The sequence below is a fragment of the Mycobacterium sp. genome, assembly GCF_035640695.1.
Taxonomy (GTDB): Bacteria; Actinomycetota; Actinomycetes; order Mycobacteriales; family Mycobacteriaceae; genus Mycobacterium.
The window spans coordinates 25,012-46,751 of sequence record NZ_DASQVQ010000169.1; the positions used below are offsets into that span (position 1 = coordinate 25,012).

A 21,740-nucleotide genomic window follows, 5' to 3' on the forward strand; every position below is an offset into this window, starting at 1 on the left:
GATGGCCCATCTGCTGGTGGTCGAGGACGATGAGACCATCGGCAAACAGCTCGCCGACGGTCTGGGCGGTCACGGCCATCAGGTCACCTGGGTGCGCACCGGGCACGCTGCGCTGCAGGCGGCCGCGTCGCAGGGCTTGGAACTGGTACTACTTGATCTCGGGCTGCCAGACCTCGACGGCGTCCACGTGTGCCGGGAATTGCGAAATACATTGCCGGCAGCCGTGCTGGTGATCCTCACCGCCCGCGACGCCGAGATCGATGTCGTGGTCGGCCTCGACGCAGGCGCCGACGACTATCTCACTAAGCCGTTCCGGTACGCCGAACTGCTCGCCCGGGTGCGGGCCCATTTGCGCCGCGGCTCCTCCCAGGCCGCGCCCGCCGGTGCCCGCGTCATTGGGGAGCTGGTCGTCGACGAGGGCGCCCGCGTCGCGAGCTATCGCGGGCACCGTCTCGAGCTACGCAGCCGCGAGTTCGACCTGCTGGCTCGGCTCGCCGCGGCCGCCGACATCGCGGTGACCCGGGATACGTTGATGGCCGACGTGTGGGATGAACACTGGTACGGGTCAACCAAAACCCTCGACGTGCACATTGGGATCCTGCGTCGCAAGCTCGCCGAGGCGGCGGCGCGCCACGGCGTCGCACCGCATGCCGCCCCGGGCATCACCACGCTGCGCGGCTATGGGTACCGCCTCGATTCCCCGGCCGGCCCGAAGACCCACCAGCCGCATCAGCAGTCCGGGCATGCGTAACCGCATCGTCATGCTGGCCGTCATCTCCGCGACCGTGGCCACCACCCTGTTCGGTCTCCCCCTGGCGCTGGCGGCCGCGGCCTACTTCCTTTCGCAGGAGGCCACCGAGCTTGAACACACCGCCGATATCGCCGCCCTGGACGTGACGGCCGATGTGGTCCATTTGGGGCGCCCGGGTCCGTTGGTCAGTCCCGCGCACGACGCCCGGCTGGCCCTGTACGGTCCCGACGGCCGGCTGCTCAGCGGTGACGGCCCGGCCACCGCGGATGACGTTGTGGCGCATGCGATCGCCGACGACACCATCCAGCATGAGTCCGCCCTGGGTACGTTGACCGCGGCCGTGCCGATCCCAGACCAGGCCGGCGGAAACTACGCCATCCGCGCCAGCACGGCTACCAGCGGAGTTTACCCGAGAATCGCGCTCACATGGTTCGGCATGTTCGGCCTCGGGGTGGTGATCCTCACCCTTACTTGGCAACTGGCTCGCTGGCAGGCACGCCGCCTGGCCCGCCCGGTGGAAGACCTCGCCCAGTCGGCGTCAAAGCTCGGCGACGGAGACTTCACGATGCGGGCCGATCCCAGCGGGATATCCGAAATCGACACGGCCGCAACCGCGCTGAACCAAGCCGCCGAACGCATCAGCGACCTCGTCGAGCGTGAGCGCGCGGTGACCGCGCACGCCTCACATCAGCTTCGCACGCCGCTGGCAGGTCTGCGGTTGTGCCTGGAAAACGCGCTCGCGACGCCGGGCGCCGATTTCCGTGCTGCCACACGCGAGGCGATCGCATCCGCGGATCGGTTGGAGCACACCATCGATGACCTGATATCGCTGGCCCGTGTCCACGTCGACCGGCGACCTGAGCCGCTCGATATCGCCGCCCTGCTAAGGGAAATCGACACATCTTGGCACGCTCTACTCGCCAAAGAAGGTCGCTCCCTGTCTGTCCGGGCCGATCCCGGGAACCGTCCGGTCCGGGCATCGGGGGCGGCGGTGAGACAAATCCTTGCGGTGCTGGTGGATAACGCCGTTCACCACGGGTCCGGGCGCGTGGACGTGCACGCCCGCGAAACGATTGGCAGCGTCGCGGTCGATGTCTGCGACCAGGGCAGCGTCGACGTCGATGACGCAGTGTTCATTCGTTCCTCGGCAACCGGGCGCGGCATGGGCCTGCCGCTGGCGCGCAGCCTCGCCGAGGCCGAGGGCGCCCGGTTGGTAATCACCGGCCGCAACCCAACCACTTTTACGCTGTTTCTCCCCGAGGCCGACTGAGGTTGACCGACGTAGTCGAATTCCGGCGACTTCATGACAAGTTCACAGGTTCGCCTCAGCCTCAATGAGGACCGTGGACATTATCAGCGCATCTGGCGCTGGCGTACGACGGGAGCCGACGGTGCTCGACGAGGACAAGACGGCCGGTGTGCGTCTCCCATCGGTGCCACGCTGTCGGTCGACCGGTCCGCTAGCGTCCTCACCCCGGTTGAGGACATTCACCGACACGAGGAATACCTCTACAAAGCCTCTTCCTTGTACGGCCACATCACGACCGGCCCGCCGGGCTCATTTCCGCCTACAGTTCGACGACGGGACCTCCGTCCCGGTGCGCGACAGCGGCCTGATCGGGCGGAACCTCGCGCGGGCCTCGGGCGTCGGGCAACGCGTCATCCTGGCCGATGAGACGTTGTCGCGAACACACCTCGAATTTGGCGTCGCCGAAGGCACACTGTGGATTCGAGATTGTGGGTCCACCAACGGTTCCGACATTGAAACCGATGGACGCCGCCGCCACCCCGTTGGGACATCGCGTCGAACACCGGTTCCGCCGGGCAGCACAATCTATTTGGGTCGGCGCTACTTTCGGGTCGAGGCCACCCTCGGACGCGCCGTCATCGCGGGCGCGGTTCTCGACTGGGGCACGGCCAGCCATGTCGGCTCTGCGCGCCGACACAACCAGGACTCGTCGGCCGCGGAACCGCCGGTCTTCATGGTGGCGGACGGCATGGGCGGCCACGCCGCGGGCGACCTCGCCAGCCGCGCGGTCGTCGACGCGCTGCTGACGCTTGCCGGGCGCGCCGACGTGACCCGCCAGACGATGGCTGGCTGCCTCACCGACGCCCGGGCCCGAATGGCTCGGATCCCGGTGCGGGACCGCCGGTCGCCCGGCAGCACCGTCTCCGGGGTGATCGTCACCGGCGGCGACGACGCGGCGCCGAGCTGGCTGGTGGTCAACGTCGGTGACTCGCGGACCTACCGTTGGGATTGCGGCGGCTTGAGGCAGCTAACTGTCGACCATTCCGTCGCGCAGGGTCTCATCGATTCCGGCACGGTCACGCCTTCGGCGGCGCGGGGCGCTCCGATGGGCAACGTGTTGACCCGCGCGGTGCAGGCGCACGCTGACTGCCAACCCGACACGCGGATGCTGCCGATTAGACCCGGCGACCGCATCCTGGTGTGCTCCGACGGGCTAACCCGCGAACTCGATGAGGCGACGATCGGGCGTGTGCTTGCGGCTCATGTCGATCCGCAGGCGGTCGCCGACGCTTTGGTTGGCGCTGTAGTGACGCGTGGTGGTCAGGACGACGCGACCGCGGTCGTCGTCGATGCGATCGAGCTGACACGGAGCTGACCAGTTGTCGCGGCTGCCGACTCGACCTGCACCTCGTCGGGTTGTGCGTCATCGCGCGCGGGTCGCCAGTGCCCTCAATTCCGTAACCGCGTCCCGGACCAGCTCAGCGAGACTGCGCGCGTTGTGCGGGTCGAGCCACCGGACAAAGGCGACCTTAAACACAGTCACTCCTGATTCGGCGGCAAGACTTGCCGCTGTGTCGCCGATCCCCCTTTCGCGCAGCGTCCGGGCGAGGGCACCGGAGAGAGAGGCAAGCTTTAGCAATTCGCGCTCCTGCAGCTCCGGGTTCGCCTCGACGATTGACTGGCGTTGCCGCGCCAAGCTCTGCCGCTCGGCAAAGACCTCGTCAGCGACCTTCTCGAGGGCAGCGACGATCGCCTCGAGCGGCGGAACGCCGGCCGGGGCCTCGGCGACCAGCCGAGCGAGAACGCCCTCCAGCTCTTGGCCGCCGCCGAAGAGCACCTCGCGCTTGTCGGCGAAGTGACGGAAGAAGGTCCGCTCGGTCAGGCCGGCGCGCGCGGCGATCTGTGCGACAGTGGTCTGCTCGAAACCGCGCTCAACAAACAGCTCCAGCGCCGCCCGCTCTAGGCGTGCGCGCGAGTCCGGCTGCCAGCGTCCCATCCACGAAATCCTAGGTGATGACACCAACTGACATCAGGTCCTATAGTCGATGTCAGTAACTGACATCACCGTGGTTGGAGGAATTGTATGCATGTCTTTGTCACCGGCGCATCTGGGCACATCGGCTCGGCCGTCGTCCCGGAACTCCTTGCCGCCGGGCACCGGGTGGTCGGCTTGGCCCGCTCCGATGCGGCCGCATCCGTGGTCGACGGCTTCGGTGCCGAAGTGCGGCGGGCCGACCTTGATGACACAGACGGTCTCCGCGACGCGGCCGTCGCGGCCGACGCAGTCATCCACCTGGCTTTCGATCACAACGCCATGACGACCGGCGACATCGTCGGCGCGGCCGCGACTGACCTCAAAGCAATCGAGGCCTTCGGTGAAGCGCTCGCCGGCACCGGCAAGCCATTCGTCGGCACGTCTGGAACTCTCATGCTGGCCATGGCCGGAGTGGACGGGGTCGGCACCGAGGCCGACGCGTTCGAGAGCGGGTACCGCATCGATTCGGAAAACGCGGTCGTCGCCATGGCCGATCGTGGTGTCCGTTCGTCGATCGTCCGTCTTCCACCCACGGTGCACAGCGCGCTGGACCGGCACGGTTTTGTCCCGACTCTCATCGCCAATTCCCGGCGCGACGGCGCGGCAGGCTACGTTGGCGACGGCGCCAACCGCTGGCCCGCCGTCCACACCCTCGATGCCGCCCGCCTTTACCGCCTCGCCCTGGAGTCGGCGCCGGCTGGCTTTCGGCTTCACGCCGTGGCCGATGAGGGCATTCCGTTTCGTAGCATCGCGGAGACGATCGGTCGCCGGCTCGGTGTGCCCGCCGTCAGCGTCGCGCCGGACGACGCCCAGGGCGCCTTCGGATTCCTCGCCGCCATGGTCGTGCTCGACAACCCGTGCTCCGGTGCGGCAACCCGCGAGCTTCTCGGCTGGCAGCCGCAGCACGCAGGTCTGCTCGAGGACCTCCAACAGGACCACTACTTCCAGGCGTGACCGGCTAGATTCGCGCGCCGAGTTCGTCAGCGACACTGGAAGCGTCGGTCACTTCGGTGGCGCCGACCAATACGACCATGCGAAGGAGAGCACCGTGCGCGCCGACATCGTGCCAGGTGGGGATTTTCCCGACTACGAGCTTACTGATCACACCAAGACGCGGCGCCGGCTAAGCGAGCTTCAGGGGATCGACCCGATGATCCTGATGCTGTCGCGTGGGCACTTCTGCCCGAAGGATCACCAGCAGCATCTGGAGCTGGCGGCTAACTACTCGAAGATCGCGGTGGCCTACACCCAGATCGTCACCATCTCGACAGACAACATCCTCGAGACCGCGGAGTTCCGCGCATCGGTTGGCGCGCAGTGGACATTCCTATCCGACGCCGGCCGCAGGGTGCAGAAGGATCTGCAGATCCAGGAATACACCGATCCGTATCACGACCCGATGATTCCGCACACGTTGGTGCTCAAGCCGGGGCTGGTGATCCACCGCATCTACAACGGCTATTGGTTTTGGGGACGACCCTCGTTTGAGGAGCTGCGCCGTGATCTGCGCGAAGTGACACGCGAAGTCCGTCCTGACTGGGATCCGTCGGCGCCTGGGCTGCGCGAGGCATGGGACGCCGGTGACCACTCGATGCACTACCCCTACCGGAAGGCCGAAGCCGCTGGTGCGACATAGCAGCCATCAGACCCTCCCGCCTCAGTCAGCGAGGACCCGTCCCACAATCAGTGGATCGGCCTCGCCGACCACCTCGTGGTCCTTGTCGTCGTAGTCGAACTTGCCGAGCACGTGGCGCATCGCATTGATCCGGGCACGCTTCTTGTCATTGCTCTTGACCACGATCCACGGTGCTTTATCGGTGTCTGTGGCTTCGAACATGTCTTCCTTGGCCGTGGTGTAGTCATCCCATCTGTTGATCGACTCCATGTCCATCGGCGAGAACTTCCACTGCCGAACCGGGTCGACCAACCGGATCGCGAAGCGTGTGCGCTGCTCGGCCGGTGACACCGAGCACCAGAACTTGGTCAAGCTAATGCCGTTTTCAACCAGCATCTGTTCGAAAAGCGGTGCCTGCCTGACGAATTCGGCGTATTCGTCGGATGTGCAGAAGCCCATCACGCGCTCCACTCCAGCCCGGTTGTACCAGGACCGGTCGAACAGGACCATCTCCCCCGCAGCCGGCATATGTGAAACGTAGCGCTGGAAATACCACTGCGTGCTTTCGCGTTCGGTGGGCTTCTCCAGGGCCACCACCCGGGCACCTCGCGGGTTGAGATGCTCCATGAACCGCTGGATGGTGCCACCCTTGCCGGCGGCGTCGCGGCCCTCGAACACGATCACGTGCCGGGCACCGGTGCGTTTGCTCCACTTCTGCAGCTTGAGCAGCTCGATCTGCAACCGCCGTTTCACCCGCTCGTATTCGTCGCGGGCCATCCGCTGATCATAGGGATAGCCCTCACGCCAAGTCTCGACGGGATTGCCGTCGCGGTCCAGCAGGACCGGATCGTCGTCGTCCTCGTCGTCGACCGTGTACCCGTGTTCGCTGGTGGAAAGCGCTTCCAGATCAATCTCAGTCATCGCCAAACGTCCCCCGATGAACCGCTTCATGTGATTTGCCGCAGATGAACGCATGGCGGGCGGCGTCGCGCGACGACTCGTCGCTCGCCGCGGAAGGCTGTCGATCCCAGCCGGCGTTCATCGTCGCCGAAGATAGCCGGTGATGGCAGCGCGCCACTACACCACGCCGCAACAGTCGGCCGGGCTTTGGCAGGTTGCCTGGTTTCGGTCGGTGGCGCGATGCCGTCGACCGTGCCGTTACCGACACCATTCACCGGCCCGGCAGCACTGGACCTACCTGAACCACGTCCAGTTCGACGAGTGTCGCGGAAACGCGGGCGCGGCGTCTATCACTGCGCCCGACTGTTAGCCGGCGTTGTCCCCGACTAGCGATTCATCCCAGCCATTGACATGCGACTCCTGGGGCTCTTGGGACGGCGGTGGCGGCGGCTGCTCGAGGTGTTCGGTACCGGGCACCCCGCCAAGGGCGGCGATGAGATCGTTGAGCTTCGCCGCTTCCTCTTCGGTAGGGGTTTCGCCGGCCTCCAGATCATCCAGCAGGTCGGCGCGCAGCCCCGCCCCGTTCGCGACCTCCTCGGCCGACAGTTTGGCGTGAACACGTACGGAATACAGCTGTTGGCCCAAACTCGATCCGGGTGCCGCGGCCGCATAGGTCATCAGATCGTCGTAGCGCCGCCTCACATCGCTGAGCGCCACAATCACTGCGGGTGAGGATCTGCTGCGGCTTGCTGCTTCCGTCAGCGCGGCCCGCAGCTTGCGCATGCCCGACAAAACCACGTCGGCCCGTTTGTGGAACTTCTTGTCCTCTGGGAAGGGCAATGCGTCGATGGCGGCGGTGTACATGTGCATCGCCGCCTCGGACAGACTGACAATTACCGACGACTCACCCTCATGTGGCGCAGGTTCTCCCATCAGCCCTCAACTTTCCAACAGTTAGTTCCAGCAACGGCGAGTAGCTCAGAAGGCGGCTTCCGCAAGCGCACCGCTCCTTGGCGAGCATGGGTTGAGACTAGCGGTCAACATCGCTCGCGTACAACGCGAAGGTGTTCCGCGAGCGTGCGATGGATAACGTGCGATGGATAACACGTGCCGACCGAAATGGTTGGGGACGCCTATGATTACCGCCCAGCACAGATGCAGCGCAGGGCCTGTCAGTTCACGGCGATGCTGACCGATCGTCGAATTGCAGGCGGACAAACGGACACGAGTCGGTTAATGACTGGTGCCAGATGTCACCCATCGTCCATGCGCCCGGGTCGCATGGATGGTAGGTGATGTCGGGCCGGGTCGAGGCGCCGCCGGCGGTGCCCTGCATCGGCTGATCCGCGGGTCCTAGTCTGAACCCGCACTGCGGGAGGCTCCGGCAGGCAGGAGGCCAACATGACGGGAGCAGCGCAAGCCACCATGACCGCTGCGTCTCCAGAACCGGGTGAAGCGAGCGACTCCGCGGAGTTGACGCAGCCGATCCTGGCGGGCGGCCGCGGACCGCACTGGTTCGCCGCCGCCCAAGGCTCACGTGGAATCTGGTGGCTGGCCTGCGGGTTCGCTGTCGGCTCGGCCGTCGGTTGGCTCATGTTCCTCAGTCGCGCCGAAATCGGATCCAAGGCCGAGTGGTTCTCCGGAACCGGTGCATTCTGCGCGGTCGCGGTGGCGTTGTGGCAGACCCTCAACATCCAGCGCCAGGCGAAGCAGGACGCCGCCGAAGCCGCCGAACGGCTGCGAACCGAGCTAGCGGCCGCCGATGAGCGCTTCGGGCGCGAACTCGCGCTAACGCAGCGATTGCACCGCGCCGAGATGGAGTCCCAACGCGAGCTAGCTCGCATTCAGCGTCTCCAGCTACTTGAGCATCAACAGAAGCAAGCGATGATCGGCGTATCGCGTGCCGTCAGCGCGCACACTCAGATGCTCGCCATGCTGTGGAACCAGGGCGCGAGCATCCTGCGCATCGAGGACCCCGACGAGCGGGAACGGGCGATGAATCCCATCTTCGAGCAGATCGGTCACGTCGTGAACGACTTCTCGGTGGAGCTCGGCAATGCCCACCTGCTCGTCGAGGACGACCGCCTGCATGAAGCGCTGAACCGGGTCAATGCGGCCGCGCTGATGGCGATTCGCGTAGCGGAGGATGTGCACATTGGCGTCGTCGAGGGCAGTGCGCCGCAGCCCAATCCCATCCCGCCCGTACAGCGGCTCATGCACGAGAGAGCCGCAGAAGCTCGGCATCTTGCCTGGGAATTGCTTCGAACAGGCCTGGATGCTCGCGGCGATTGACTGTAATTGATTGCAAATCAATACATGTGATGAATGGGGTACCGCTGCCTCGCTGCTGACGACACCGAAGCATCCGATGCGGGGTTTAAGGCCGCTCGTGCGCGGCTATGTCCACGACGACGTACGTATTCTGGCGTCCAGATTTGCGTTCGGCGCGGGACTCCAGCCGGGGCCAAAGAAACCGAGGTTCGAGCTACATGGCGACCGACGAGCCCACAACCGATGCCACATCGAACGAGAACCCATCGGGTGCCGAGCCGGACTGTCCAAAGCAGCCCTCGGCACCGCCGGCGGATGCCTCCGCGACCGACGAGCCCCGCCCGCATCACAGCGACATTCACCTGACCCCAGGAGGGAGCGTTGCCGAGGGCCGGTTCCGGTTGCTGATCTTCCACGGTGGCCCCCAGCATCTGCAGTTCTGGCAGGCCGTCGACACCGTGCTGGGCCACCAGGTGGCGTTGACGCTCGTCGACCCCGACGGCGTCCTGCCGGCCGGGGACATCGATCACATCCTTTGGCTTACGGCGCAGCTGAGGGGAATCGACACACCGGGCATCGCGCGGGTGCTCGGCGTGGGCCGCAGCGTTCGCGGCGGCCTGGTGATTGCGCAGTGGATCAGGGGCGCCACGCTGCGGGAGGTGGCCGACACCGCGCCGTCGCCGGTGCGTGTCGCCGACGCGGTGGAACCCTTGGTGGTGGCCGCCGAGGCTGCTCACCGCGGCGGGATCGCGTTGTCGATCGACCATCCCAGCAGGCTGCGGGTCAGTGCGGAAGGGGATGTGGTACTGGCATTTCCGGCGACGATGCCGGATGCGACGCCGCAGGGCGACCTGCGCGGCATCGGCGGCGCTATGTATGCACTGCTGGTCAAGCGTTGGCCGCTTCAGGATCGGGAGTTGCCCAGCGGGTGGGCCCACACTGAGCGTGATCCGCAAGGCCAGCCGGCGGAGCCGGCCACCCTCAACCCGGAAATCCCGTTCCTAATATCTGCCGTCGCGACCGGCTTGGTTCGTGAGCAAGGCGGAATCCACAACAATTCGACGGTTCTGGGCCTGCTGCAGCAAGCCACTGCGGAAGCCCTTGCGGCCGAGCCGCGATCATTCGTCAGGGAACCGCCCCGGCTGCCGCCACCTGGCGGTTATGCGGGCTTTGGCAACTTCGGGCCGGCGGAGCGGGCCGAAGCCGCTCGCCGCCAGACCCTGCGAGCGTACTTCGCCGTCGCCGCGGCAGTCATCGTCGTGGCGGCGCTGATGCTCGCCTCGACGCTCAACGGCATGACCGGGGACGGCACCGCAAGCAGGGCGCTGAACACCGACAAGTTGGGTCTTAATGCCGAGTCATCGAAGTCACCCCAACCGCCGCAACCGCCGCCGTCGACTACCGTCGGCGGTCCGGTGAAACCCGTCAAAGCTGCGGTGTTTTCGCCGGGTGGCGCGCCCGACAGTCCCGAATCGGCCGGGTTGGCAGTCGACGGTGACCCGTCGACGGCATGGTCAACCGACACCTACTTCGACGCCGTCCCGTTTCCGAAGTTCAAAGAGGGTGTCGGCGTGCTGCTGCAACTTCCACAGCCGACTGCGCTCAGCGCGGTGACCGTCGATTTAAGCAGCACCGGCACTGTGGTACAGGTGCGGTCTGCGACCAGCGCCACCCCCGTCCGGCTCGCCGACACCGCTGAGCTCGCGCCGCCGATGCCCGTGCGGCCCGGCCATAACAGCATCCCGGTGAATCACCCCGAGCCGGTGGCGAACGTACTGGTGTGGATCGCCACACTCGGCACCACACAAGGCAAGAGCCACTCCGACGTTTCAGAAATCACGCTGCAGACCACGTCGCCCCGGGCGTGACATCGTCCTCCGCCGCGAGCGCGGCCGCCGGCGGAGTCATGTGTCCAGTAGCTCTGGCACGAAGATCTCTTCGCATCTGAACCTGCGCTTGGAAAGACCTTGTTCGTAGAAGTAGCGCAGGAAGGTGTCAATCGTGTGACGATTCGCGTCGACGCCGTAGGGCCACCAGTCATCGGGCAGCAGACGGCTGTTTTTATCGAAGAGGGCGGCGAACCACGGGACCATGCAGTCCATGTATTGATCGTTTCGGCCGCGCCCATATTGCTCCAGTGCGATGTCCTTCGCGTCGCAAAATCCTCGATAAATGGCCTGTGCAACGCCGGGGTGCCGGGCGAGAAAATCCCTGCGAACCACGACAGTATGCATGATCGGGAAAATTCCGGTGCGCGCGAAGTATTCACGTTCCACCGACTCGGAGTCCGCGAACAACGGCGCGACCTTCGTTGAGCCATCCAGCAGAGACCGCGGCACGTGGGCCGAGATGAGCGCGTCGATCCGCCCCTCTTCGAGCATCGGATCCAGCGCCTTGCCGTCCGGGGTCGGTGTCACATCGACATCGACCGGATGTCGGGACGGGACGAAATCAAGCGGCGTCATCGGCCAATTGGTGCCACCGACAATCCATCGGCACTGATCTGGCTTCACGCCGTAGTCGTCGGACAGGATACCCTTTGGCCACACGCCGGCGTCATGGCCGTAGATGGCGAATTCACCGATGGTCTTGCCCGCGAGGTCTGCCGGGGATTTGATCCGGCTAGAGGTATTGACGTATATCGCGGAATGACGAAAGTGGCGAGCCGGAAACACCGGAAGCGCAATGAACGGCGGGTCGTCGAAGTCCAGCGTGCGCAGATAGAACGTCAATCCCAGCTCGGCGACGTCGAACGCATGATGGCGCACCATGCGTTCGAAAATGTCCGAGACGATCGGGGCGGTCTCAAAGCTGGCATCAACGCCATCAATCGTTGTGGTGCCCTCGAATAACGCACGGGTGTGGTCATATTCACGGCAGCCAACTCTGAGCTTGACACCGGTCATGGCTTGCCCCTTTCACAAGTGGAAGAGCTGTTCGGCGTTTCGGTGTGCGATCTTGTGTGCCTCGTCGTCGGTGATGGGAAGGCCTTCCAGGAATTTTCGGGTGCCATCGAGGGTGAGGTAGGGGTAGTCGACTGACCAGATCAGCCGGTCGACTCCGATGACCTCGCGGATGAACTCAAACTGTGGCCGGTAGAACATGCCACTGGGGGTGACCCATACGTGTTTGCGATAGGTTTCGGTGATTGTTGTCGACAAGCCGGTGACGGTCGGCGGCATCGTGTCATCGAGGCGCTGCAGGTAAAACGGCACCATTTCGCCCCAATGGCCGCTGATCACTTGAAGTTTCGGGAATCGTTCGAAGACCCCGGACAGGATCAAGCGCAAGGCGTGGATGCCGGCTTCGTGGTGCCATCCCCATCCCGCGAGCGAGAACTGAGCAGTGACTTCGGGTTTCAGGCCACCGTAGTACGGCTGTTGCACTTGGGCCAGCGGATGGTACGGGTGCAGGTAGATTGGCACCCCCAGGTCATTGAGCCTTTCCAACACCCGGTCGTATTTCGGATCGTCGAGGAATGTTTCACCGGGACGTCCGACGATGAGCACGCCTTTCAAACCGAGTTCGGTGACCGCGCGGTCGAGTTCATCGACGGCGGCCTGCGGAATTTGCCATGGCAGCACTGCGAAGCCACTCAGCCTCGCCGGATTGGCTTGGATCGCCTCGGCCAGCCGGTCATTGGCGGCCTGCGCGAGCTTAACGGCTTGTTCCTGCGGGACGAGTTGGGCCGGGCTGCTGTAGGAGACCACCTGCATATCGATTCCGTGTTCGTCCATGGAGCGGATTCGGCCATCACCGAGATCCGCGGCCAGCTTCAGGGCTTTGGACATCTCAAGGCCCCTCGACCGATCACCCGCGTGGCGCCGGGAGGTCGCATTGCCGGTGTTTTGCAACCCCATGTAGGGCGCTTCGCGTTGCAGGGCGGGTTGTGCCGCTTCCTGGATCGCGGGGTCGATGGCGTGTTCCTCGATACAAATCAACTTCACTGGACTCTCCTCGTCTCGGTGCTGTGGAGGCCACCGGTGCGACTGCCTCACCATCGAGTCTGCGCCGCCAACATTAATTTGTGAAATGAATGACTAATATGGCTACTATGCATTCCACGCATATTGACGAGGTCGATCTGAACCTGTTGCCGCCGCTGGTGGCGCTCTTGGAGGAGCGCCACGTTTCGCGCGCGGCCCTGCGGGTCCGGCTCAGCCAGCCGGCAATGAGCCGAGCCCTGCACCGCCTGCGTCGCCAGTTCGGCGACGAATTGCTGGTGCGCGGACCCGACGGCTACTCGCTGACGCCGCGCGCCGAGCGCATCCGCGCCCAGTTGGCCACGGCAGTGACGCAACTCGAGCACCTGTTTGCTACCGAAACATTCGATCCGGCCAGCGCGGCGCAATCGTTTCGAGTCGCCGTCAGCGAGTACACCTTCTCGGCATTCGGGCCGGCGCTGGTTCACACGATCCTGACCCAGTCGCCGCATTCGACGGTTCGCTGTGAACCCCTCGACGCGCACGTGTTCGCCAAGCTCGACGCGGGGACGATCGACCTGCTGATCTACGGGCGCCCACCACCCGAGCAACACCGCGGCCAACACCTTTTCACCGATCGCTACGTGTGCGTCGTAGCGGCCGACCACCCGCTGGCGCGGCGCAGCGCCGTGTCGCTCTCGAAATATCTGCGCTGGCCGCATTTGACCATTGACATCGGTCAACCAGCCGTCGACCAGGCCCTCGAAGCACGCGGCACACCGCGACGTATCGCCGTCAGCATGCCTTATCACGTGCTGGCGGCAAACATTCTGCCCGGCACCGACCTGATCCTGACCGTTCCGGCCCGACTGGCCCACCACTTCGCCGACCCCGACGCCACACGCGTACTCGACGGGCCCCCCGAACTCGGCGAGTTGCAGTTCTACGCGGTCTGGCACCCACGCCTCGACAACGATCCGTCCCACGCCTGGCTACGCCACATCGTGGGCAGCGTGGCCGCACCAAGCCCGCCGCGCCGCCAGCCCGCATCGCAGTCGAAGCGTTCCGGGCGGCCGTCACATAGAAATATGTCGGACGACATATAAACCATAGATACGCGATTCCTGCCCCGGGAGGCCGGAACCGCAGTCTAAACACTATGTATGATGAACGATATGCCAAGACGCAGCGACAGCAAGCAGCGCATGATCACCGCCGCGCGCCGGCTTTTCCGCGAGCACGGCTACCTCGGTACGGCGCTGTCTGACGTCGTCACCGAGAGCGCTGCCCCGCGCGGCTCGGTGTACTTTCACTTCCCCGGCGGCAAGGAGGAGCTGGCCACCGAGGTCACCCTGGTCCATGCCGCCGACGCCATCACCCACATCAACCGTACGGCGGGCACCACCGGCACCGCCGCGCAGTTTATCGCGGCCTTCATCGGTCGCTTTCGCGACGAACTGGTCGCCAGCAACTACCGCGAGGGGTGTGCCGTTGCCCCCATTGTCATTGAGTCGACCCCCGAGTCGGCTCAGCTCAGCGACGTGACCCGGCGCGCCTTCCAGGACGTGATCACCACCCTCGCCGCGCGGCTCACCGAAAAGAACATCCCCCACCGCCGCGCCGTAGAGCTGGCCACCAACGCGGTCACCAGCATGGAGGGAGCGCTCATCCTCAGCCGCGTGCTGCGCAGCCCCGAGCCATTCGACATGGCCATCGCCGAACTGGCCGCCAGCGCCGAGGCAGCCGTGGCCAGCACCCCGAGTGCGTGACATGACCGCCCACACCACCGCCATCGACCACCCGTCGCGACGCCTCGTGGTGGCGCTGCCGGCAATCTACGACGACGCCCGCGAACAGTACGAAACCCTTGTCCCTGAAGTGGATTCCGCCCGCTTCTTTCAAACGGCCTCCTGGCAGGCCACCCTGGAGCTGGCCGAAATCAACGCCCCACACGGCTTCATGCGCTACTTCCGCGCCGACGTCACCGCACTCATGGCCGGCTCGCCGTCAGTGTGGAACGCCACCGAATACCTGATGGGCAACCACACCATCGCCGAACGCATGTTCCGCCACGACCCCGCGGTCATGCTGCACGCTCCCCTGCGTACTTTGCTCTACGCCGACCCCGACGGCGACACCAAACTCGCCGTCGACCAACCCAGCCTGCTCTTCGCCAGCTACGACAACCCACAGATCGCCCACGTCGGCCACGAACTCGACGCTCTCCTCGCCCAATTGATCACCCTGCTCGGCGGCGACGTACCTCGGCAGCTGAGAATGCAACAACCCTAGGAGGGCCACGGTGAGCATCCTTATCGTTGGGGCCGGAGCGGTGGGCGGCTATCTCGGCGCCCAGTTGCTGGCCGCCGGGCGCGATGTTGCGTTCCTGGTTCGTCCCGCAAGGCTGGCGCACCTAACCACCGAGGGTCTGCGCATTCGTCACAGCGGCGGCGTCGATACCGTCCCCGTCGATGCCGTGACAGCCTCCGAATTGAGCAGACACTACGACGTCATCGTGCTGGCCGTTCGTTCCAACGCCGTCCCGTCCGCGATCAACGACATCGCCGACGCCGTCGCGTCCAACACCAGAATTGTTCCAGTGGTAAACGGAATTCGGCACCTGCGACGGCTCACCGCCGCCTTCGGACACGACGTGGTGCTGGGCAGCGAAGCGAAGTTAGCCACCTCGATGTTGCCCGACAACACAATCGAGGAGGTTGCCCCGGGCATTCAAGTCACTATCGGCCAACTCGACGGCGGCCGATCCGAGGCATTGAACCGCACCATCAACGAGCTCGACGTCGACAACGTCGCCGTGACGATTCGACCCGACGTGGTAGCCGCCATGTGGGAAAAATTCGCTTTCATCACGGCGACCGCCGTGCTGACCTGTCTCATCGGGGGAAACATCGGCACCGTGGCGCGAACGGGGGGCGGACGCAACCTGGCCCACACCGTTCTGGCCGAAGTCGCCACGGTTGCCGCCGCCGAGGGCTACGGGTTGGCGCCGTCAGCTCAGTCCAACCTTGAGGCCGTCCTGACCGATCCCACATCGGCGTTCAGGCCATCGATGTTCAGGGACATGCAGGCCGGCCGCCCGATCGAAATCGACGTGCTAACCGAGCTAGCCGCTTGCGCCCGCACGCACACCATTCCCACGCCGCTACTTGACGCCGCCATCGTCGTCATCAACCTCTATCACCGCCGGATCGCCCAAATTGAGACCCAATTACCGCCCGGGTTGACCCAGCTGAGGTCGCCGGTCGAGTCTAAATAACTCCGGCCGTGTCCATCGACGATGAGGACGTCCGGCTAACTGTCTATCGAGCATTCGCCACGACAGGCAGCGCGCCGGGTGTCCATGCGCTTGCCACGTCGTTGCGCGTTGATGAGGATGAGGCGCGGGATAGCTTGCGGCGCCTTGCTATCGCGCGCCACCTAGTGCTCGGCGAGCGCGATCAGATTGTGATGGCTCACCCGTTCGCGGCCGTCCCGCTGGGCTTCGCGGTAATGGGATCGTCGACGCTGTGGTGGGGCGGCTGCGCATGGGATTCGTTTGCGATCGCGCATCTCCTGGACAGCGAGCCGGACGTGTTGGTGGCCACCCGCTGTCCGGGCTGCGACGCTGCACTGGCTTGGGTGGTCGACAGGTATCGACCACCGGAGGGCGGCGAAGTAGCCCATTTCCTTGTCCCGATGAGCAGGACATGGGACGACGTCGTACATACCTGCAGGCATCAGCTTCTGTTCTGCGGCGATGCCTGTGTTGACGCGTGGCTGGATCGGACGTCGAACACGCGGGGCTACGTGATGGACCTCGCTACGCTGTGGCGCCTCGCGGCAGGCTGGTACCGCGGACGGCTCGACCGCGGCTATGTCCGTCGCGAGCCCGCTGAGTCCGGCGAGTACTTCCGCCGGGTCGGTCTCAGCGGACCGTTTTGGGAGCTGTGAAACCCGCCCAGTACACCGCGGCGGCTTGACTTAATCATTGAGAGTCATTTCCTAGGCAGCGTTGAAACGCGTGGAAGGCGCCCTGAGGTAACCGCAAAATTGATTGGGCAGATCACAGTCCATTTCGTCACCGTGACGTCAGCAGAAGGTCGTGGAGAAGTTCCAGCATGGTCGACGCCCGTGCGCTGGGACGATGGTGTACCACCGTTTCGGTGTTGCCGGCGCCGGGCCCAATGATGCTGCACTTATCTCTGAGGGTTGACCTTCCGCGTCGCTTCGGTCGGGGGGTGCATCGCGAGAGGTCATAGCCGCGGAGTCGGCCGCAGTGCGCCAGCCAGTTCGCTCAGCGTCGGCAGCAGTTTGTCCGAGCCACCGAGCACTTGGATCACGACTTGGTTGGCGCCGGCCCGCAGATGCTCGCCCAGGCGCTTGGCGATGTCGTCGGTGGTGCCGTAGGCGACCAGCGCGTCGATAAACTTGTCGCTGCCGGGCGGGGTGAGGTCGGCGTCGGTGAAACCCAGCCGCCTGAAGTTGTTCACGTAGTTCGTGAGGTTGAGGTAGTTGTACGTGTTCAGAACCTTCCGGCCGACCGCGCGCGCCTCCTCAGCGTCGGCGATCGGCAGCACTTTGTGCTCGGGCAGCAGCAGTGCGTTCGGCCCGATGATCTCGCGGGCCTGTGCAGTGTGTTCAGGTGTGGTGTTGTACGGGTGCGCCCCGGCGGTGCGTTCGGCGGCCAGCCTCAGCACGCGCGGCCCGAGCGCGGCGAGCACACGCTGATTGGCCGGTACGCTGTATTCGTCTAGCTCGTCGAGGTACTCGGCCAGCGCGTCGTAGGGCTTGCGATATTGCTTGGTGTGCTCGGGATGGCCGGCCCCGATGCCCAGCACGAATCGGCCGGGATGGGCGGCATTGATGCGGTGAAACGACTCGGCGACGGTTTTGGCGTCCGCCGTCCAGATGTTGACGATGCCGGTGGCAACCTTTAGCTCGGTGGTGGACTCCAAAAGCGGCTCGGCGAACGACAATTCGGCGGCCGGCGAACCAGTAACCCATAGCGTGCCGTAGCCGAGCCGTTCGATTTCCTGGGCCTGCTCGGGGGTGACTGCCAGTCCGAGGTCGAGGAAACTGCTGCCTGGGTCCCAGGTAAACACGCCGAATCGGCCAAGGTCGATGTTTGGTGTTGTCATTGGTGTCCTCGCTGTATTAATGCTTGCTGAACCCGGTCGGGCGAACCACGATGACCACCCAGTCCGGGGCGTCGGAGGGAGCCTCGCCCCGGGGCGGGGCGTCCGGGGGAGGTTCGTCGCCGCTGTAGCGGTTGGCGATACGCCGAAAGAAGCTCGCCGCTGGATCGGGCTCGATGCGCTCGACGTCGCCGCGTACTTCCAGATAACGGTACGGATCGTCGGGATCCGAGATCGACATGGCAACCCGCGGGTTGCGTTGTACATTGCGGTACTTCTGCCGCTTGGTGGTGTGCGCGAACCGCAGCAGCTCGCCGTCCCAGTCGAACCACATCGGACTCACCTGCACCGAACCGTCGGGCCGGGTCGTCGCCAAATGCCCATATAGCGGGCGTTCAAGCAGGTCGTCGTAGCCGGCGGGAACCGCAACCATATTCGCTCCTATCTAACATATGACGGAATATGTCCAGCGTCACATCGCACACAACGCCGTCCCCCGCCGGTCAATTCCCCGAGTGCCTGCGGCCCGCGGATGGCCCCTATACGTTGGTAGCGCGCGCTAAGAACGAGAACGCATGCGGACCGATGCATCTACGGAAGATTGTCTTTACGTCTCTGCAGCCGTTGAACCCGAAAGCAACGCGGGGTGTCGAACGCCTGGCGCTACCGCTGGGTCGATTCGCTGTGCCAGGTCAGTAGTCGACTGGCTGGTTGAAGATGATCACAAGGCTGACGATCTGGCCGTCACGCACGCTGAAGTAGTTCGTCAGAACTATGTCGTCGGGCAGATTGGTTCGGTCGAACGTACCGTCGTAGGCCCCGCGTACCACGGTATCGCCGTGATGATCGAGCACCTCGCGCACTTCGATCCTCACCTTCTCGCCGACCATCTCCTTGGCCACCCAACGGCGGATGGCGTCGATTCCGACGAATTCGCGGAGGTTGTCGTTGACGTAGGCATCCTCGGCGAACGTGGCGACCGTGCGATCGGTGTCGCCGGCGTTGATGGCGTCGATGTGTTCGGCGACGATCCCCGTCAGGTCGGTCTCTTTCATACTCTTGTCTCCCAATTCGTGGCCGGCGCCGTGGTGCAGCCGGTGATCCACCGTGCGCGCTACCATCGTGGGCGAGTCAAGGCTCGCTCAGGGCGTGAGTCTCCCCCAGGGGGAGAGTGCACACTGAGACGATGAGTTCACCCGCGCTGTTGGCCATCGGGGACTTCTCCCGTGCGACGCAGTTAAGCGTGAAGATGCTGCGCCACTACCACCAGATCGGGCTGCTCGAACCCGTCGATGTTGATCGCGCTACCGGCTACCGCCGCTACAGCGCCGACCAGATCTCCACAGCGCAGATCATTCGGCGTTTCCGGGCTCTAGAAATGCCGCTCGACGAGATCCGCACCGTTATGAACACCACCGACACTCGTCAACGCAACGAGCTGATCAACGCGCACCTGATGCGTCTGGAATCCCAACTCGCGCAGACCAAGCGGGCCGTTGAGACGCTGCGTGAACTGCTCGAACCCGGGCCCACTGCGGAAGGCCGGATAGGTTACCGCAGAGTCGAACCGACCGAGGCGGTTGCGATCAGCGAGGTCGTCGACGTCAGCGATGCGCTGACGTGGGTCCAGGGAGCGCTCGCCGAGCTGTACGCCAACCTGACCGCTCAACGGGGGCGCATCTGCGGCCCGGCTGGGGGCATCTTCGCCGACGAGTTAATCGCCAACGACCGAGGCTTGGCGACCGTTTTCGTCCCGATCGCCGGCGACATCCGACGCACCGGACGCCTCACCGAACTGGTGGTACCCGCCGCCGAACTGATCACCGTGGTGCACGCCGGCTCGTATCGCGACTTCGACCTGGCCTACGGCGCCCTGGCCACCCATGTCGCCCAACACGCGATCACCGTCGATGCGCCCATTCGCGAGTACTTCCTCGTCGGCCCCCAAGACACCCGCGACGAAACGGCCTGGCGCACCGAAATTTGCTGGCCGGTCTTTCACACCACCACCGCCTAACCCCGCCCACGCGCCGTCACGTTGCATGCCCACCGACGGTGCAACACGGCCACATCCAGACGACCACGCAGAATTTGCGCGCACTGTTGTCTGCTGCCGGCGCGGTGTTGCGGGGTGACGAGGCGTCGGGCGGATCGCGCTCCGGGGTCCGAGCCGCGGATATTCGTTGGATTTACTGGCACCCACTCCCGCGCCGCCCGGAGCGCCTCAGCGATCCGCTGAGGTTCAGCCCGAGTCGACGAGGTCCAATAGTGAGGATCCACGTCCATTGGTGTCCGTCCCACGCGATGACGCCGCGTGCCGCTCTACACCAGGCCTAGCAGCCGCAAGTTCGAGACGTATGTGACGAGGACGTCCGGCGCTGCAAACGACTGCGCGGGAGGAAGCCGTTCGCCGCGTGAGAGCACATCGGCCAAGGTTTCCACGATCACCGGTGTGTGGGCGCGTGCCAGCCTGCGTCGTGCTGCCTTCACTGCCTCGTGGTGGTGATCAACCTCGGGCTGCTGGTCAAAAACGACCAACCGGGTCGGTGCATGGCCCGTCAGCACTAGTTCGAGCGCATCGGGCAGGTAACCGATGCTGGCGGCAATCACTCCTGGCTCCGCCTCTGCGACGATGGTCCTCAGCTGTGTTACCCCGGCACCGGCTTGCAACGGAACCACCACGGCGCCAAGACGAATCAACGCCACATGAATCAGGACGCGATCCATGCTGAGATATCCCAGTAGACATACTCGGTCGCCAAACCGCACGGGCTTGCTCGTCCACGCGCTGGCGATCGCGCCCGCGCGCTCCCATAGCTCCCTGTAGGTGATCGTTTCGAATCGAGGCAGAGGCTCGGCCAAGGTGCACCCAGGGTTGGGATCTTTGACAATCTGCACCGCGCGCTGTCCGAACGCCAGGCGGTCGGCAAAGCCGACCGGCTCATGTGGGTTGTCAGCCGACATCGAAACCTCCTGATCGGTAATGCCCGCAAGCAGGCAGCCTCGTCGGCTAGCTCGCTTTCGATGGGGCAGCTGATTTCGTCGACGGCGAAGGCGACTTGCCTTCGGCAGAAGCCAAGTCGGGCGAAGTCGAGGCAGGAAGGCCTCGGCCGGCGACAACGTCGGGAACCCAGCAGGCCTGCTCGATCACTGCGATGGTGAACTGCATATCGAGACTTCGAATCAGACGGCTTCGGACGCCAAAACCGATGGCGCCGGTTGGGGCTTCGGGTGTGCGGCAGCGTGGCGGGTTAGTTGCTCGATCAGCGGCAGTGCAACGCGCATGGCTAGACCAAGCGCCGCCTCCTCATCGGGCGACAGGGTGTCCAGCAGTTCTGCCAGCCGCTCGCGTCGGGATTCCTTCAGCTCAGTCCACGCTGCGCGCCCAGATTCGGTGATATCGACCAATGTCGCGCGCGCGTCCTCAGGATCGATCAGCCGTACGACCAAACCTTCGCGCTCCAGCCGACCCACCAGTTGAGTCATCGCCGGCTGGCTGACGCCCTGCGCGCACGCCAGCTCGGTGAGCCGAGTGGGACCGTCGTCGCGAAGCGCCCTCAACGCGGCTCTAGAAGTGAGGCTGGTGCTCCGCGCGATGTGCCGCACCAGCAGCAGCGCAGCCCGGTCGAGCGTCTCAGCGATCCCCTCTCGGGTACCTCTAGAGCGTTCTCGTTGCATGGGCTTGTTTATATCAGTGACTTATGTATCTGTCTAGTTCACCGCCCACCTGTACCCTGGTTATTGCTAGAGTTATCTGCGACACATAAGGATGGTTGTATAAGAACTCGATGTTATCGCTGTACCATGACTAATATCGCTTCGTTGTACTCGCGCGGCCCTGCTTGCAGGCCAAAGCGATTC

At 64.7% G+C, this 21,740-nt stretch carries 23 protein-coding genes; 13 read left to right on the forward strand and 10 right to left on the reverse strand.

Annotated elements, in window-relative coordinates; genetic code table 11:
* Position 1 precedes the first annotated feature (1 nt).
* The 3 genes from VE759_RS19935 to VE759_RS19945 all read left to right on the forward strand — a co-directional run bounded on the left by VE759_RS19935 (position 2) and on the right by VE759_RS19945 (position 3,375).
* Positions 2-751 (forward strand): response regulator transcription factor, encoded by a 750-nt coding sequence (locus VE759_RS19935; RefSeq protein ID WP_324935643.1) that lies wholly within the window; start codon positions 2-4, stop codon positions 749-751.
* Positions 744-2,021, forward strand: coding sequence for a HAMP domain-containing sensor histidine kinase (locus VE759_RS19940; protein ID WP_324935645.1), 1,278 nt, complete (start codon positions 744-746; stop codon positions 2,019-2,021). Before VE759_RS19935 ends, VE759_RS19940 begins: the two co-directional genes overlap by 8 nt.
* Before the next feature lie 328 nt (positions 2,022-2,349).
* Positions 2,350-3,375, forward strand: coding sequence for a protein phosphatase 2C domain-containing protein (locus tag VE759_RS19945; protein WP_324935647.1), 1,026 nt, complete (start codon positions 2,350-2,352; stop codon positions 3,373-3,375).
* A 48-nt stretch (positions 3,376-3,423) separates the two neighbouring features.
* Here VE759_RS19945 and VE759_RS19950 read toward each other — a convergent pair whose 3' ends face one another.
* Entirely contained in the window at positions 3,424-3,996 is a 573-nt protein-coding gene (locus VE759_RS19950) for a TetR family transcriptional regulator (RefSeq protein ID WP_324935649.1), read from the reverse strand.
* An 87-nt stretch (positions 3,997-4,083) separates the two neighbouring features.
* Here VE759_RS19950 and VE759_RS19955 point away from each other — a divergent pair, with 87 nt between their 5' ends.
* Both VE759_RS19955 and VE759_RS19960 read left to right on the forward strand, forming a co-directional pair.
* Positions 4,084-4,989, forward strand: a complete 906-nt coding sequence (locus VE759_RS19955; protein WP_324935651.1) for an SDR family oxidoreductase — start codon at positions 4,084-4,086, stop codon at positions 4,987-4,989.
* A gap of 94 nt (positions 4,990-5,083) precedes the next feature.
* Entirely contained in the window at positions 5,084-5,671 is a 588-nt protein-coding gene (locus VE759_RS19960; RefSeq protein WP_324935653.1) for a peroxiredoxin family protein, read from the forward strand.
* A 21-nt stretch (positions 5,672-5,692) separates the two neighbouring features.
* Here VE759_RS19960 and ppk2 read toward each other — a convergent pair whose 3' ends face one another.
* Positions 5,693-6,571, reverse strand: coding sequence for a polyphosphate kinase 2 (ppk2, locus tag VE759_RS19965; RefSeq protein ID WP_324935654.1), 879 nt, complete (start codon positions 6,569-6,571; stop codon positions 5,693-5,695).
* A gap of 345 nt (positions 6,572-6,916) precedes the next feature.
* On the reverse strand, positions 6,917-7,483 hold the full coding sequence (locus VE759_RS19970; RefSeq protein ID WP_324935656.1) for an XRE family transcriptional regulator: 567 nt from the start codon (positions 7,481-7,483) through the stop codon (positions 6,917-6,919).
* A 468-nt stretch (positions 7,484-7,951) separates the two neighbouring features.
* Between VE759_RS19970 and VE759_RS19975 the strand changes: the two genes are divergently transcribed.
* Together VE759_RS19975 and VE759_RS19980 are read left to right on the forward strand one after the other, a co-directional pair.
* Entirely contained in the window at positions 7,952-8,842 is an 891-nt protein-coding gene (locus tag VE759_RS19975; protein ID WP_324935658.1) for a hypothetical protein, read from the forward strand.
* Positions 8,843-9,039: 197 nt separating this feature from the next.
* On the forward strand, positions 9,040-10,689 hold the full coding sequence (locus tag VE759_RS19980; RefSeq protein WP_324935660.1) for a protein kinase family protein: 1,650 nt from the start codon (positions 9,040-9,042) through the stop codon (positions 10,687-10,689).
* Between the two features lie 36 nt (positions 10,690-10,725).
* Here the strand turns inward: VE759_RS19980 and VE759_RS19985 are convergent, their stop codons facing one another.
* Together VE759_RS19985 and VE759_RS19990 are read right to left on the reverse strand one after the other, a co-directional pair.
* Positions 10,726-11,727 carry a 4,5-dihydroxyphthalate decarboxylase gene (locus VE759_RS19985; protein ID WP_324935662.1) on the reverse strand — a complete coding sequence of 334 codons (1,002 nt, stop codon included), beginning with the start codon at positions 11,725-11,727 and terminating at the stop codon, positions 10,726-10,728.
* A 12-nt stretch (positions 11,728-11,739) separates the two neighbouring features.
* Positions 11,740-12,768, reverse strand: a complete 1,029-nt coding sequence (locus VE759_RS19990; RefSeq protein WP_324935664.1) for an amidohydrolase family protein — start codon at positions 12,766-12,768, stop codon at positions 11,740-11,742.
* Positions 12,769-12,875: 107 nt separating this feature from the next.
* Between VE759_RS19990 and VE759_RS19995 the strand changes: the two genes are divergently transcribed.
* The 5 genes from VE759_RS19995 to merB all read left to right on the forward strand — a co-directional run bounded on the left by VE759_RS19995 (position 12,876) and on the right by merB (position 16,695).
* Positions 12,876-13,850, forward strand: a complete 975-nt coding sequence (locus tag VE759_RS19995) for a LysR family transcriptional regulator (protein WP_324935666.1) — start codon at positions 12,876-12,878, stop codon at positions 13,848-13,850.
* Between the two features lie 99 nt (positions 13,851-13,949).
* Positions 13,950-14,513, forward strand: a complete 564-nt coding sequence (locus tag VE759_RS20000; RefSeq protein ID WP_324935668.1) for a helix-turn-helix domain-containing protein — start codon at positions 13,950-13,952, stop codon at positions 14,511-14,513.
* Position 14,514: 1 nt separating this feature from the next.
* Positions 14,515-15,036, forward strand: a complete 522-nt coding sequence (locus tag VE759_RS20005; protein ID WP_324935669.1) for a DUF302 domain-containing protein — start codon at positions 14,515-14,517, stop codon at positions 15,034-15,036.
* Between the two features lie 10 nt (positions 15,037-15,046).
* The gene (locus VE759_RS20010; RefSeq protein WP_324935671.1) at positions 15,047-16,021 is read left to right on the forward strand and encodes a 2-dehydropantoate 2-reductase; all 975 of its coding nucleotides are present in this window, start codon (positions 15,047-15,049) and stop codon (positions 16,019-16,021) included.
* A gap of 8 nt (positions 16,022-16,029) precedes the next feature.
* On the forward strand, positions 16,030-16,695 hold the full coding sequence (gene merB, locus VE759_RS20015; RefSeq protein WP_324935673.1) for an organomercurial lyase: 666 nt from the start codon (positions 16,030-16,032) through the stop codon (positions 16,693-16,695).
* 302 nt (positions 16,696-16,997) lie between these two features.
* On the opposite strand, the gene VE759_RS20020 is transcribed toward merB, so the two are convergent.
* The 3 genes from VE759_RS20020 to VE759_RS20030 all read right to left on the reverse strand — a co-directional run bounded on the left by VE759_RS20020 (position 16,998) and on the right by VE759_RS20030 (position 18,934).
* Positions 16,998-17,882 carry an LLM class F420-dependent oxidoreductase gene (locus VE759_RS20020; protein ID WP_324935675.1) on the reverse strand — a complete coding sequence of 295 codons (885 nt, stop codon included), beginning with the start codon at positions 17,880-17,882 and terminating at the stop codon, positions 16,998-17,000.
* 16 nt (positions 17,883-17,898) lie between these two features.
* Positions 17,899-18,312: a PPOX class F420-dependent oxidoreductase gene (locus tag VE759_RS20025; protein WP_324935677.1), complete on the reverse strand. Its 414-nt coding sequence runs from the start codon at positions 18,310-18,312 to the stop codon at positions 17,899-17,901.
* Between the two features lie 259 nt (positions 18,313-18,571).
* Positions 18,572-18,934: a nuclear transport factor 2 family protein gene (locus VE759_RS20030; RefSeq protein WP_324935679.1), complete on the reverse strand. Its 363-nt coding sequence runs from the start codon at positions 18,932-18,934 to the stop codon at positions 18,572-18,574.
* A 131-nt stretch (positions 18,935-19,065) separates the two neighbouring features.
* Here VE759_RS20030 and VE759_RS20035 point away from each other — a divergent pair, with 131 nt between their 5' ends.
* The gene (locus VE759_RS20035) at positions 19,066-19,896 is read left to right on the forward strand and encodes a MerR family transcriptional regulator (RefSeq protein ID WP_324935681.1); all 831 of its coding nucleotides are present in this window, start codon (positions 19,066-19,068) and stop codon (positions 19,894-19,896) included.
* Positions 19,897-20,201: 305 nt separating this feature from the next.
* On the opposite strand, the gene VE759_RS20040 is transcribed toward VE759_RS20035, so the two are convergent.
* A complete protein-coding gene (locus VE759_RS20040) occupies positions 20,202-20,843 on the reverse strand; it encodes an AMP-binding protein (protein WP_324935683.1) in 642 nt (213 codons plus the stop codon).
* 219 nt (positions 20,844-21,062) lie between these two features.
* Positions 21,063-21,557: a MarR family transcriptional regulator gene (locus VE759_RS20045; RefSeq protein WP_324935685.1), complete on the reverse strand. Its 495-nt coding sequence runs from the start codon at positions 21,555-21,557 to the stop codon at positions 21,063-21,065.
* Positions 21,558-21,740: the final 183 nt, after the last annotated feature.